At 58.9% G+C, this 13,668-nt stretch carries 10 protein-coding genes; 1 reads left to right on the top strand and 9 read right to left on the bottom strand.

Translation table 11 applies throughout. From position 1 onward, the window contains the following. Positions 1-35 precede the first annotated feature (35 nt). The 7 genes from E5K02_RS06720 to E5K02_RS06750 form a co-directional block, all read right to left on the bottom strand. A complete protein-coding gene (locus tag E5K02_RS06720; RefSeq protein WP_135393299.1) occupies positions 36-1,019 on the bottom strand; it encodes an FAD binding domain-containing protein in 984 nt (327 codons plus the stop codon). Positions 1,020-1,133: 114 nt separating this feature from the next. Then, entirely contained in the window at positions 1,134-1,769 is a 636-nt protein-coding gene (locus E5K02_RS06725) for a (2Fe-2S)-binding protein (RefSeq protein WP_135393301.1), read from the bottom strand. Positions 1,770-2,065: 296 nt separating this feature from the next. Next, entirely contained in the window at positions 2,066-2,860 is a 795-nt protein-coding gene (locus E5K02_RS06730; protein ID WP_135393303.1) for a heme ABC transporter ATP-binding protein, read from the bottom strand. After that, entirely contained in the window at positions 2,853-3,929 is a 1,077-nt protein-coding gene (locus E5K02_RS06735; protein ID WP_135393305.1) for a FecCD family ABC transporter permease, read from the bottom strand. The genes E5K02_RS06730 and E5K02_RS06735 overlap by 8 nt, the downstream gene beginning before the upstream one ends. Beyond that, a complete protein-coding gene (locus E5K02_RS06740; RefSeq protein ID WP_135393307.1) occupies positions 3,926-4,810 on the bottom strand; it encodes a heme/hemin ABC transporter substrate-binding protein in 885 nt (294 codons plus the stop codon). The genes E5K02_RS06735 and E5K02_RS06740 overlap by 4 nt, the downstream gene beginning before the upstream one ends. A gap of 144 nt (positions 4,811-4,954) precedes the next feature. Beyond that, complete coding sequence (locus tag E5K02_RS06745; RefSeq protein WP_167856308.1) at positions 4,955-7,264, bottom strand: TonB-dependent receptor; 2,310 nt, start codon at positions 7,262-7,264, stop codon at positions 4,955-4,957. 325 nt (positions 7,265-7,589) lie between these two features. Continuing rightward, positions 7,590-7,985: a hypothetical protein gene (locus E5K02_RS06750; RefSeq protein ID WP_135393311.1), complete on the bottom strand. Its 396-nt coding sequence runs from the start codon at positions 7,983-7,985 to the stop codon at positions 7,590-7,592. 747 nt (positions 7,986-8,732) lie between these two features. On the opposite strand from E5K02_RS06750, the gene E5K02_RS26225 reads away from it, so the two are divergent. Continuing rightward, complete coding sequence (locus E5K02_RS26225; RefSeq protein ID WP_135393313.1) at positions 8,733-8,972, top strand: DUF551 domain-containing protein; 240 nt, start codon at positions 8,733-8,735, stop codon at positions 8,970-8,972. Positions 8,973-10,526: 1,554 nt separating this feature from the next. Here the strand turns inward: E5K02_RS26225 and E5K02_RS06760 are convergent. Beyond that, positions 10,527-12,032 (bottom strand): NCS1 family nucleobase:cation symporter-1, encoded by a 1,506-nt coding sequence (locus E5K02_RS06760; protein ID WP_240737174.1) that lies wholly within the window; start codon positions 12,030-12,032, stop codon positions 10,527-10,529. 230 nt (positions 12,033-12,262) lie between these two features. Next, positions 12,263-13,366, bottom strand: coding sequence for a LacI family DNA-binding transcriptional regulator (locus E5K02_RS06765; RefSeq protein WP_135393317.1), 1,104 nt, complete (start codon positions 13,364-13,366; stop codon positions 12,263-12,265). Positions 13,367-13,668: the final 302 nt, after the last annotated feature.

A 13,668-nucleotide genomic window follows, 5' to 3' on the forward strand; every position in this document is an offset into this window, starting at 1 on the left:
GCGGACTATTTAATGGCGCACCTCTGCAAGTGTCTTTAGCTGGCCATTAGCTCCTGCAAGGCCTGCACCAGGGTTTTCTGCGCCATTTCTACTTTAAAGCGGTTGTGCTCCCGGGGCTGGGCCCCGCGCACGGCCGCTGCCGCGGCGGTCCGGAAAGTTTCCTCCGTAGCAGCTCGGCCTACCAGCATCTTTTCAGCTTCCAGGGCCCGCCAGGGCTTGGTGCCCACGCCGCCCAGGGCAAGGCGGGCCGAGCGAATCTGCCCGCCCTGCACTTCCAGGCCCACCGCTGCCGATACCAGAGCAAAGGCATAGGAAGCCCGGTCGCGCACCTTCACGTAGTGCGACTTGCGGGCGTGGGCTGCGGCCGGTACCGTCACGGCCACAATCAGCTCATCGGGCTCCAGAATAGTTTCACGCTGGGGCGTGGTGCCGGGCAGCAGGTGAAAGTCGAGCAGCGGCACGCGGCGCTGCTTGCCCTTGGCGTTTTCCAGCACCACTACCGCATCCAGAGCTACCAGGGCCACGGCCAGGTCGCCGGGGTTGGTGGCAATGCAGGCTTCACTGGTGCCCAGAATGGCCAGGTTGCGGTTGTCGCCCACCTGGGCCGGGCAGCCCGAGCCGGGGTTGCGCTTGTTGCAGGGAAAGGCCGGGTCGCGGAAGTAGCCGCAGCGGGTGCGCTGCAGCAGGTTGCCCCCAATGCTGGCCATGTTGCGCAGCTGGGGCGAGGCGCTCAGCAGCAAGGCCTCGGCAATAACCGGGTACTGCTGCATCACCAGCGCGTTTTCGCCCACGTCGCTCATGCGCTCCAGGGCCCCGATGCGCAATCCGTCGGCGGTTTCCTGAATTCCCTTGAAGGGTAGCTGGTTGATATCAATCAACTGCGGATGCGCTTCCACGTTGGCTTTCATCAGATCCAGCAGCGTGGTGCCGCCAGCAATAAAGGCCGCCTCCTTTGTATCCTTGCGCAGGCCAAGGGCTTCTTTGGCCGTGGCGGCCGGTGTGTAGCTGAAATTGTTCATCCCGGTAGTGGGTGGTGAGATGGTGAGATGGTGAGCCAGTGAGCGGGGTGTCGGGGTGGTGCTGTTTCGCGCAACGTGCACGACAACTCCCCGTCTACCCTCTCACCTGAGCACCTACGCTTTGCCGGCTACTTCCCGCACGGCGGCTACAATGTTGGGGTAGGCGCCGCAGCGACAGAGGTTGCCGCTCATCCATTCGCGCACCTGGTCGTCGGTGGTGGCGTGGCCCTCCTGCACGCAGGCCACGCCCGACAGGATCTGACCCGGGGTGCAGTAGCCGCACTGCAACCCGTCGTGCTTGAGAAAGGCTTGCTGCATGGGGTGCAGCTCCTCCCCTTTCGCCAGGCCTTCGATGGTGGTTATTTCCTTGCCCTGGTTCATGACGGCCAGCGTGAGGCAGGAATTGATGCGCCGGCCCTCGACCAACACCGTACAGGCCCCGCACTGCCCATGGTCACAGCCTTTCTTGGTGCCGGTCAGGTCGAGGTACTCGCGCAGGGCATCGAGCAGGCTGACCCGGGGCTCGGCCTGAATCGTCCGGGCGGTGCCGTTCACCTTCAGGGTCATGGTGCTCACGCCTTCCACTGTTTTGGAGAAGGCCGTCAGCCGCTCGGCCTGGCTGATCAGGGGCGGGGCCAGGGCCAACCCCAGAATGCCGCCGGCTTGCTTGATGAAGGAGCGGCGGGTGCCGTCTTCCGGAGCCGAGTTGTGCGGGGTGCCGGCGGCATCGCCCTTTGTATCTAAATTCATAGCGGGAATACTTACAATCAACCAACGAAACACAGCGGTGCGGCCAGGGCCATGCCCGAGCAAGACACTCATAATCAACGGCTCACCACAACCTAGGCTACAACACACTAACCGGCCACACTGCTTCAGGTTATGCCTAGCCCAAATTTTATAAGCTGCCGCTACCGTAGCGTAAGCTCTACGAGTGGCTACGGTGGAGGTTGCCGGCTGAACCGTAACACCCCCAGCAAACACCAAAAAAGGGACGCAGCGCAAAGCCACGTCCCTTGGTTGCCCATCCGCTGCGGATAGGTCCGCTACCCTAGGCCCTGCCCGGCATACATCACCAAGGGCTTCCCAGTCAGCGGGTTGGCCATGATGCGCAGGGGCACATCAAATACTTCTTCCAGGGTTTGCTCCTGCAGCGCAGTGGGGTGCTGCAAGGCGCAGTTCACCCGGCCCTGCCGGATAAACACGAGGTTGTCGGCATAGGTCAGGGCCAGGTTGATGTCGTGCAGCACGGCCACCACGATGGTGTGCTGCCGGGCAAAGTCGCGGGCTATGTGCAGCAGCTGGTGCTGGTAGCGCAAATCGAGGCTGGATACGGGCTCGTCGAGCAGCAGCACGCGCGTACCCTGGGCCGGGGCCTCCCAGATTTGGGCCAGCACCCGGGCCATCTGCACTTTCTGGGCCTCGCCGCCCGATAAGGTGGAATAGTCCCGGTCGGCAAAGTCGCTCATGCCCAGCTGGGCCAGGGTGCGCTGGGCAATGGCGCGGTCCTGGGCCGTGGGGCTGCGCTGAAAGTGCGGGTAGCGGCCCATGAGCACCACATCGGCCACGCTCAGCGGAAACGCCAGCTGAGTTTGCTGCGACAACACGGCCCGGGTTTTGGCCAGCTCAGCCACTGGAATCTTGGTCAGCGGCTTTTCGTCGTAATACACCTGTCCTTCGGCGGGCTGGTACAGGCCGGCCAGCAACCGCAGCAGCGTGGTTTTGCCGGCCCCGTTGGGTCCCATCAGCACCGTAAACTCGCCGGGCCGGCAGGTCACCGAGGCAGAGTGCAACAGGGTTTTGCCCGCCACCCGGAAGCTGACATTCTCGGCTCTAAGCATAAAAACCGCCCCGCTGATTGAGTTGCTGGTAGCGCGACAACATCCACAGAAACACCGGCGCCCCGATAAAAGCCGTGAGCACCCCAATGGGCAGCTCGGCCGGGGCAATGATGGTGCGGGCCACGGTGTCGGAAAGTATCATCAGCATGGCGCCCAGCAGGCTAGAGCCCAGAATCAGCAGGCGGTTGTCGGCCAGGCGCAGCAGCCGCAGCACGTGCGGCACCACCAGGCCCACAAAGCCAATAACGCCCACCGTGGCCGTGGCCACGGCCACCAGCAGGGTATTGAGCAGCAGGATACGGGTTTGCAGCTGCCGGGTGTTCACGCCCAGGTAGTGGGCCTCATCTTCGCCCAGCTGCAGGGCATTCAGGGCCTTGGCAAAGCGCAGCGCCAGCCCCACGCCCACTACCGTGACGGTGAGCACCAGGTAGAACGAAGGCCAGTCGGCGCTGGAAAAGCTACCCAGGCTCCAGAAAGTAATGGAACGGGCCTGCGGGTCGCGGGCAATGTAGGCCAGAAAGCCCGTACCGCCGGCGGCCAACGCATTGACGGCAATACCCGCCAGCAGCATCGACGCCACCGTCACGCGTCCCTGCACTCTCGAGAGCCGATATACCAGCCCGGTAGCCGCAAGGGCCCCCACAAAGGCCGCCGCCGGCAGCACGAAAGCGCCCAGAAAAGTGGAATTCACCCAGCTCATGGAAGCGCCCAGCACAAAGATGCAGGCCGCGCCCAAGGCTGCCCCGGCCGAGGTACCAATCAGCCCTGGCTCCACAATAGGGTTGCGGAACAGGGCCTGCATCAATGTGCCCGACACCGACAAGGCGGCTCCTACCACGGCGCAGAGCAGCACCCGCGGCAGCCGAATCTGGAAAAACACGCCCTCGTGCAGCCTGGCTACCGGGTCGGGGCTGAGGGCCGCCAAGCCCAGGCGCTGCGCCACGTAGCCCCCGATTTCTCCGAAGGTCAGCACCACCGCCCCCAGCCGGGCCGAGACGATGATACTGACGAGCAGGGCGGCCAGCAAGAGACCAAAATACAGCCGCACCCGGCCCGTCGTCAGCCTCACGACTTAGGCCCCGCTTGGTGGATCAGTTCCATCAGCTTGAGCACGTTTTGCCCCGTGCGGGGCCCCAGGTACACCATGTCGTGCTCCTCGACCCGGTAGATGCGGTTGTTTTTGGCCGCGGGCGTGAGGGCCACCCCGGGCAGGGTCTTGAACTTTTCCAGCCCGCCCATCCGGTCGTACCCAAAGTCGGTGGCCAGAATGACGTCGGGCTGGGCGGCGGCAATCAGCTCGGGGCTGATGGGCTTCATGCCTTCGGTGGCGTCAAGGGAGTTCACGCCCCCGGCCCATTCCAGCATCTGGGTGCCGGTGCTTTTCTGGCCCATCGCCAGGTAGATGTTCTTTTGCAGGCCGTAGTGAATGATAACCACCTTCACGGGCTTGCCGCCAAACTGCTGGCGCTTTTCGGCGGCCGTAGCCATGTCGGCCGTGAGTTGCCGGGCCAGGCTGTCGGCCTGTGGGCGCTTGCCAAACCCGTCGCCGAGCTGCTGGAGCAGTTGGCACGCCTCCTCAATGGTCTTGGTCTGCTTGAACTCCTTTACCGGAATGCCTACCTGTTGCAGCTGGGTCATGACGGCTACGGGCGCCACGTTGCCGTCCGAATACACCACGGTGGGCTTCAACGACACGATGCCTTCGGAGTTGAGCAGGCGGTGGTAGCCCACGGTGGGCAGCTTTTTGGCCGCGGCCGGATAGGTGCTACTCAGGTCGACGCCCACGAGCTTATGGCCCGCGCCGAGGGCGAAAATCATTTCGGTAAGCTGTTTGGATACCGACACAATCCGCTCCTGGCCGGGCGCGGCGTTGGCCGTTTTATCTTCGTTGCGAAACCGGTTACAGGCCACACAGGCCAGCAACAGGGTTGCGTACAGGATTTTTTTCATGGTTTGCTGGAGATTGGTAGAACGTCCTGTCGAGCAGCAAGGGCCCCCCTCGCGGGCTGACGGGGCAAGAGTATTGTCCTGCTGAGCTGGCCGAAGCGGAGAGATGCTTCGGCCAGCTCAGCAGGACGTGCTACAGCCTCAGGGCTAAAATGTGTAGCTCAGGTTGGCGCCGGCGTACCAGTTGCGGGGCATGCCGGGGTTGTAAAAGGTGGGGGCCTTTACCGGCGTAGCCTGATTCAGGGCAATAGAGGCCGCATAGCGCTGGTCGGTGATATTGTCGAGGCCGGCAAACACGTCGTAGCCCAGGTGGCCGGCAATGTTACCGCGGGCCCCTACCTTGCTGTTAAACAGCCAGTATGACGCCGCAAAACGCTTGTTGTTATCCGACATCGGTGTGCGGTCCGTGAACTGGGAGGTCAAATTCAGGTACAGCCCCAGGCGGGTTTCCACGTCGAGGCCACCGGTAAAGAGGTTCTTGAACGAGCCCGTCACTTGCTGGCCGCTGTAATCGTTTGTGCCCAGCTGGTAGGACTTAAATTCGGCATCGGTGTAGCTGTAGCTCACGAAAGGCCGCACCTGGGTCAGTAGCCCGTCTTTTTCGGTATCCACGAGGTTGCCCGACACGGCCACTTCCACGCCCTTGTACTCCGAGGCCCCGCTGTTCACGAAATAGGTCACTCTGTCGGCGTTGGTTTGCGAGATCAGGCCGTTTTTGACATTCATCCAGAAGCCTGTCACGTCGTAGTTGAGCTTGGTGCCCAGGATGGTACCACGGGAGCCCAGCTCGAAGTTGTCGTTGGTTTCGGGGTCTAGGTCGGGGTTTATCGGGCCGGTCGATAAGGAAATCTGGCTGCTCACGGGCGGCGAGAAACCTTTGCTGTACTGGGCGTACACCGAAACATGGTCGTTGAAAGTATGCAGCAGGGCCACGCGCGGGGTAATAGCCGGGTCAAACTGCCGGTAGCCGGTCAGGCTCAGGGCCGGGGCCGTCTTGGGAATCAGGTCCTGAATATCGTAGCTCACCACGTTGTAGCTGGCGCCCAGGGTCAGGGTTGTGTGCTCGGTAATGGAGGCTTCGGCCTGGGCAAACACGTTTACCTGGGTTGAGCGGATTTCCTGATCGGAAGTAATGGCCGTCGAAGCGCCGTTGGCTGTGATGCCGTAGCGCTTGTTGTTATCCTGGTTCGAAAGATACTCGGTGCCCAGGGCAAAGCGCGTCTGCACGCTGCCCAGCGCGGGCGCATACGTAAAGACGCTGCGCACGCCGCGCTTGCTGCGCTGGGTGTGGGCAAAGTTGGGCTCCACGGGGCTCAGCGAGTACGACGACCCCGTGAACAAGCTCGTGGTATTCACCAGGTTGCCGGTAAAGCGGTAGGTGTGCGTCAGGCCCAGGCGGGTGATTTCGGCATCCACGCCCACGTCCTTCAGCACATAGGCCGGGGCCGTTTTGGTGTAGCTCGTGAAGAAATCGGTGCTATCCAGTTCGCCGGCGTAGTTGTCGTGCTGGTTGGTGTAGGTGCCCAGCACGCTCACAGTTTGCTTCTCGCTCACGTAAAAGTCGCCGGCCACGGTCACAAAATCCTTACGACTGTTGGAGTGGGCGTCGCGGAAGCCGCGGGTTTCCTGGTGGCCGTAGTTGACCAGCAAGTTCACTTTATCGGTGCCGATGCCAATGCCGGTGTTGGTGCGGAACAAGCCGTATTTGCCCACGGTAGTGCCCAGCAGCACGCTGGTGCCGGGCGCGGCCTTGCGGGTCTGGAAAGACACCACGCCGCCCAGCGTCGCCCCGTAAATACTCGAAGCCGGGCCTTTAATCACGTCGATACGGCCAATGGTGGTGTAATCCAGATCGTCGAGCGAGGTCGTGCCATCGGCTTCCGACAGCGGAATGCCGTTCTGGTAGAGCTTGATGCCGCGGATGCTGAAGCGCCCGTAGGTGCTGCCGATACCGCGTAGCACCAGATTCGACTGCGAAGCCGCGCTCCGGACATTCATGCGCACGCCCGGCACCTGGTTCAGGGTGTTTTGCAGAAAGATGGTGTTGTTGCGCTGCAGGTCTTTTTCCGTCACAATGCTCAGGGCCACGGGGGTTTCGAGCAGCTTTTTCTCGGTGGCATAGCCTACCACCTGCACCTCGCTCAGACCGGTATTGGAAGGCTCCAGGGCAATAGTCAGGGCCGCGGCAGTAGTGGCCTTAATCGTTACGTTCTGCGCTACATAGCCCAGGTACTGCACCTTCAGAGTGCGCAGTTCCTCGCTGGAAGAAAGCTGAAAGCGGCCATCCTTGTCGGTCGTGGCGGCAGTAGCCGTATTGGCCGCTACCACCGCCCCAACCAGCGGCTGGCGCGTCTGCTGGTCTACGACAATACCAGAAGTGGTGTACTGGGCATAAGCGCCGGTGCACACAAGGAGTAAACTCCAGCAAAGGAGCACTCGGAATACAAGTAATTTCATGAAATGCAATGCGGTTAGAGCCCGTAGGCCTATGAGGTAGCCCCCAGTCCGGCCCAAGCCGGCGGGTAGTTTTTTGGGAAGAAGAGGCAACACATTGCCCCGCGCTGATTTTTGCCCAGGAGGCATCAGCGTGAATTTTGGAAGGAAGAAGAGTACTGGGGCCGTGGCAACGGCACCCGTCCGCTGGATTTACCGGTGGTACTGGCCGGAGCGGTAAGCCGACTAACGCCTGGGCACATGGCCGCCGTCCAGAACCATTTTAGGTGCAGCCGAGTACTTGGCCTACTGAGTGGCAGGGCCCGGCAGCATGCACAAAATCCAAGGCTCAGGTTGTTGCCTGCGCTGCTTCGGGCGGAGGCTGACTTACTATTCCGGCTACCGGGGCCCAGGCCCGCAATGCCAGCAGCACGTACTGCCGCCGGGGCGCCTTCACCACGCCTGCCGGTTCACCGGGAGCCGCTCCTAGCCACGTCAGCTTGGCCAGATGGTCGAGCAGCTTCTTAGCTGCTTTGCCGGCCTCAGGATCGGGGTGCGACAACTGCTCCAGGTGTTCCTGCAAACCCGCCAGAAGCTTTTCCTCGCCTTGGTCGTGCCAGCAGAAATACGTGATGCTGTCGGCCGTGGCTTGCTGGCGCACTACGTCGTAGAGGCGGCCGTGCCAGCGGAATTCCTGGCTATCCTGCCATTGCAGGGCTTCTGCCGCGCGCTGGGTACGAGCCATCCTGACTCGGATAAGGGCTCCATCGGGCAACTGGGCCCGGCGCTTTTTCTCCGCTTCTTTCCGAAAGTGCTGTTGCCGCCACGTATAGGTTGGGTAATATCCCACCAGATTGTAGAGAAACAAAAGAAGGAGAAGAAAAGAAGTAAGCTGCTTCAAGGAGCTGATACGGCAGGGTGCAAAGCAAAAATACCGCAAAACCAGGCTCTCAACCTAGCGTTTTTAACCTTATTTTAATATATCAGTGTCGGTCTGATTGAAGCTACCTGCCTTCTTACGAGGTTGCATCCCAGCCCTAGCTAAGCGAGTTGCACCTACAGGCTCTATCAGCCCATGTTGCTTAAAGCAGTTGCCGGTTAAAAGCAGTCAATCCTAAGCAAGCCTTTAGACCAATCTGCTGCGTCAGCTAGCCCCGAAAGTGACTACACACTGCAAACGTAACGCAACGGCAAACCAAACTCTTTACCGGCCTCTGATACTATATTATCCTCGCTGCCTTACTGGCTCCTGGGTAATACTGGCTCTTTTGCCTGGACGACGACCGGTTTTAAGCACCCTCTATTAAGTGAGTAACCACTTTGCTTCCGCGCGGCCGGGCATGAAGTAGTGCAGGACGCGTCCTGGCTTATTGATTGCCCAACTTAAGCGTGGCATTCCTTGGTACAGGGAATATGATCTTGATGTATGCTCCTAAAGGGCCCGATTCTGCGGGAGCTTAGCTAATTTGCAGCTCATCTTTTCAGAAATCTTATGTCAACTGCTGGTAGCTCTATCTGGATTGCCCGTGCGCAGCAACTGCCTCAGCCAAATCAGCAGGTTCTGGTATACGTTCCTTCTTCCTGGCTCGAAATAACCGTTGCCACCTACAAACCTTCGAACGCGGCAAAATCAGTCCACATGTTTGTTAGCCCCGATCCGCACGGCGTTGATCGTTACGTGAAAGGAGTTACGCATTGGATGCCCTTGCCAAGTCCACCCGAGTTTTTTTAGGTCACCCGATGCCGTTAGTGGCTTCTCTCTTACTGCGCCCGATGGCCTAACGGCCTATTGGGTTGGCAAGCCGGCGACAACGGATTGAATAGAGAATTAAACTTTTACCAACAACCAATACTACGATATCAAGATACTGCCAGCGCACTTTCCCAACATAGTCAATATAGTATCAGAACTGGTAAAAATAGTAGTGGAATATAGCTCTGGCAGCCTCTACCTTAGTATTATAGAATGAGGCACAGAAAAGCTCTCCTTCTAGCAAGTAAACTTGCTGCGCAGCTAGGCTTAGTCGAAGCCGCTACTTAGCAAGATTTGAAAAGTAAAAACCTTGCTTTAACGGGTGTTGTAACCGTAGCAGCAGGTATATGATAAAGAATCGGTCCGGCGTTGGGTGGGAATTTTCGCCGGTCACGATTCATTGAAAGGGCGTTCCGGGTGGGGCGCCTTTTTTGTTGGTCCCTACTCCAGAACTTCCCTCCTGCTTTGGCTCTTACTCAGCTAAGGCCCACGCATCTGCAGGGAAGAAAGTTGCGCCCAAACCCGGTTGTACGACCGGTACCGCATCATCGGATGCTAATACCCAAGAACGGGGCGGCAGAAAGTAAGCCGCAAGCAAGAACTGCCTGAAAACAAACCGGCCGAACTGGGAGGTACCAGTTCGGCCGACTTTAGATTTTGGGATACCGATACGTCAACATGCTGAGTGGGAGAGCCGGTTGATTTCTCAGTAGTACTCCAGATGGGGTGGGGTTCATCTGGTCAGCGGGATGTGGGAATTTTAGTAGTAATCAGTCGGCCGGGGGGATTAGCCGACTGATTACTGAGACAATATTAAGAAATGGATTTTATACCGACACTATACTCCTGAAAATTTTTAGTAAGTCCTTACTCACCTTTTGTTCAGCTTCTTGATTTACAGATAATTACTATCTGTCATCAAATAATGCCATGGCAAGGTGCTTTATTTAGTAATGAATGCTACAGTATGTAGGGAGCATTCTTTCCAAGAATGCCTGCGGACTGGCTGATCTGTTTAAACAGGATGAAAAACAGTGCCTACTCACGTTCCTCAAGGCACAACCTCCTTCTCCTAGCTAGCGTCAGCTATTAATCAGAAGAAGTAATCCGGCATGGCAAACACTTGCCGTATACCAATTATACTAGGTAGCGCTGAGTTGCAAAGCCAGAGCCCCGTGCTTAAACATCTTGCGAAAATCTTTCGCAACGCCTCTCCCGCAGGCACTATTCATACGTCGGGGCGGCAGTTGTCATAATGTACCGCCATGCTAATAGAGAAGGAATGCGAGAAACAAACTTCGACGTTGGCAAGGAGGAATGCCTTCTGGGAGGAAGTTCTTCAGCTTGTCAGTACAAGCGAAGTGTGCCATTCGTCCTTGCTTTCTGGTAAATGCCCATTTACTAGAAAGCCTCCTCCCTGCCGGCGTGTAGGAAAGAACTTTCTGATTTAGGGCACTCTGCGCATTTCAGCGGACGGCTGGCTTCGGCTTACGTCTCGCCCAGGCACAGCTAGGATAGTAGCTTCTCAGCGCGTTAATGCCGCACCATCTGGCTACTTTCCCACGCAGGTACCCGCTGTTCTTGTGCCATTAGCAGCAAGTAAATTCCGCCGGAAACGAAGAAGCCGACAAACCAAGCGTAATCGTAAAGGGCTACCAGAGCCGGCCACAGCGTTTGTTGGTCGAGCAAGCCGATGGCGGCCAGAAAGCCGGGCACGTTGGGCAGTATTCCGAAGATGAGAGCTACAACAGCCCGCAGGTTGTAGCCTTGGCGGTAGGCGTAGCGTCCCTGGTACTGGTAGAGTTCGGGCACGTCGAGGTATTCTTTGCGAAGCAGGTAATAGTCGGCCAGCATGATGCCACCAATGGGGCCCAGCAACCCCGAGTAGCCTACCAGCCAGGTAAAAATATAGCCCGAAGGGTCGGCAATGAGCTTCCAGGGAAAGATCAGCAGCCCCAATACGCCGGTAATGTAGCCGCCCGTTTTAAACGAAATGCGCTCCGGCGCCACGTTGGCAAAGTCGTTGGCCGGACTCACGATATTGGCCGCAATATTGGTAGCCAGCGTCGAGAGGGCCACGGCCAGCATGGCGACGCTTACCAGCAGCTTGCTGTCGAACTTGCCGGCCAGCACCACTGGGTCCCAGATGGTTTTGCCGTAAATCACGAATGTAGCGGAGGTGACCACCACCCCAACAAACGAAAATACCGTCATCGAGGAGGGCAGCCCCAGGGCCTGCCCCATCAGCTGGGCCCGCTGGCTGGTAGCGTAACGGGTGAAGTCGGGGATATTGAGCGAGAGCGTGGCCCAAAAACCCACCATGCCGGTGAGAGATGGGAAAAAGAAGGACCAGAACGCTGCGCTACTGGTGAACTTGGACGGCTGGGCCAGAATCGGACCCAGGCCGTTACCGGCCGAAATGGCCCACCACAACAGCGCCAGGGCGGCCACGGGCAGGAAAAAAGCTTTGAAGACTAATAGCTTCCGAATACTTTCTACGCCCAGGTGCACCACGTACATATTGAGCACCCAGAACAGTAGAAAAGTAATGGCCGGGCCCGTTGCCAGCGCCCAGGAAGCGGGAAACACGGCGGGTAGCGTAGCTAGGCCCGGCAGCCAGAGCACGGCCATCTGGTAAAGGGCATAGCCCCCAATCCAGGTTTGAATACCAAACCAGCCGCAGGCAATCAGGGCGCGCAGCAAGGCCGGAATATTGGCCCCGCGCACCCCAAAGCTAGCCCGGGCCAGCACCGGAAACGGAATTCCGTATTTAGCCCCGGCCCGCCCGTTGAGCAGCATGGGAATGAGCACGATACTGTTGCCCAGAAAAATAGTCAGCAGCGCCTGCCACCAGTTCATGCCACCCTCAATCAGGGAGCTGGCCAGCATGTAGGTCGGGATGCACAAACTCATGCTGATCCAGAGGGCGGCGTAGTTGCCCGTGCCCCAGGTGCGCTGGGCCGGCGCAATCGGGGCCAGATCGTCACTGCTCAGACCAGGGTCGGCGGGGGGCATTGCGGGGGGCAGGGGCGCAGTCATATTCGGGCTTTTCGAAGAACGTGACGAGAGGAAACGGCGGGTGCTGCAGGAGCAGGCAGCGCACTGCTTCCTCAAAAGCGCATCGACCCAACGGGTTATCGAGGGGCCGACGCCTCTATTTGTTCCTTAAAGCTAGAAGAATTCAGCAGTTGCGCTCCACCTCAGGCTCGTAATTTCTGCGGTACTCCCAGTGGCCGGCGTGCAGCCATCTACCCTGTGCCCGCTCCCTGTTAAGGCACGAAGGAGCGCACCAGATTTGCACTCGACAACTCGGTTTCGGCCTGCCGCACCGAGGAATTGCGCACCAGCAGCTCGGGGCGCAAGGCCACCTGCCGGGGCGTGAAGGGCGCGCCGTCGGCATCTATTACTTCCAGCAGCAGGCGTACGGCCGCCTGCCCCATTTCCTCGCAGCGCTGGTCGATGGTCGTCATGGCAGGTTCGGTAATAACGGTAAAGGCCTCGTTGCTGAACCCGCTGACGGCCATATCGTTGGGCACCTGCAGGCCTTGGCGCCGGGCCTCCTGCATAGCTCCCAGGGCGCTGTAGTCGCCGGCGGCAAACACGGCGTCGGGGGGCTCGGGCAACGCCAGCAGCTGGCGCATGGCCGCTACCCCCTGGTCCTGACTCATGTCGGTGTAGATGACCAAGGACTCATCTTCGGCGAGGCCGGCCTCGCGCAGGGCATCGAGGTAGCCTTGCCGGCGGTTCTTATAAATATTCAGGTGCTGCGGCCCCGCTAGGTGGGCAATGCGGCGGCAGCCCTGCCCGAGCAGGTGGCGGGTAGACACGTAGCCGCCTTCCTGGTCGTTGAGGACCACGGCATTCACATTGTCGCCTTCCACAATCCGGTCGAAAAACACCAGGGGCAGGCCCCGGCTACGGACCTTCTCGAAGTGGCGCACATCGAGCGTAGTGCGCGACAACGACACCAGAATGCCCGCTACCTGGGCGCTCAGCAGAATTTCCAGGTTGCGCCGCTCCTGGGCCACGTCCTCGTTCGACTGGCAAATAATCACATTGTAGCCGGCCTTGCTGGCCGCAGTTTCAATGCCGTGCACGACGGAGGGGAAAAAGCGCCCCTCAATGTAGGGCACAATAATGCCAATTAGCTGGCTTTTGCCTTTGCGCAAGGCAGAGGCCAGGCGGTTGGGCTGGTAATTGTATTTTTTGGCCAGCTTCAACACTTTCTGCTTCATGGCCGGCCCGATGCTATGATGGTCACTCAGAGCCCGGGAGATAGTCGTCATCGACACGCCCAGCTCCCGGGCCAGGTCGGCCATAGAAACGGGAGTAGTAGTAAGTTGGGCCGGGACTTGCTTTTTTCGGGGAGCCATAGAGGGGATAGACTACACAATGCTTTGTGTAAAGATAGCAGGATATCGTATTTCTGATGATTTTGCCCGAATAAGTATTATTTAGTGGCTGTTGAGGATTTTAAAACCCGCTGGCGCAACGGCTACTCAACGGGGCTACTCCCGGCGAATACAAGGAAATTTTACTTGACAAGCTGAGCATGTTGAGTTTTTCTTATTACTTTACACAATCGATTGTGCCACTTGTAAACTGATTTCCCCGCCACTTTACGGTAGCAACGAAACCGTTTTGGGGTTTTGGCCCTCCTCAGCCACGATTCCTA

The organism is Hymenobacter metallicola, assembly GCF_004745645.1.
In the GTDB taxonomy this organism is placed as follows: Bacteria; Bacteroidota; Bacteroidia; order Cytophagales; family Hymenobacteraceae; genus Hymenobacter; species Hymenobacter metallicola.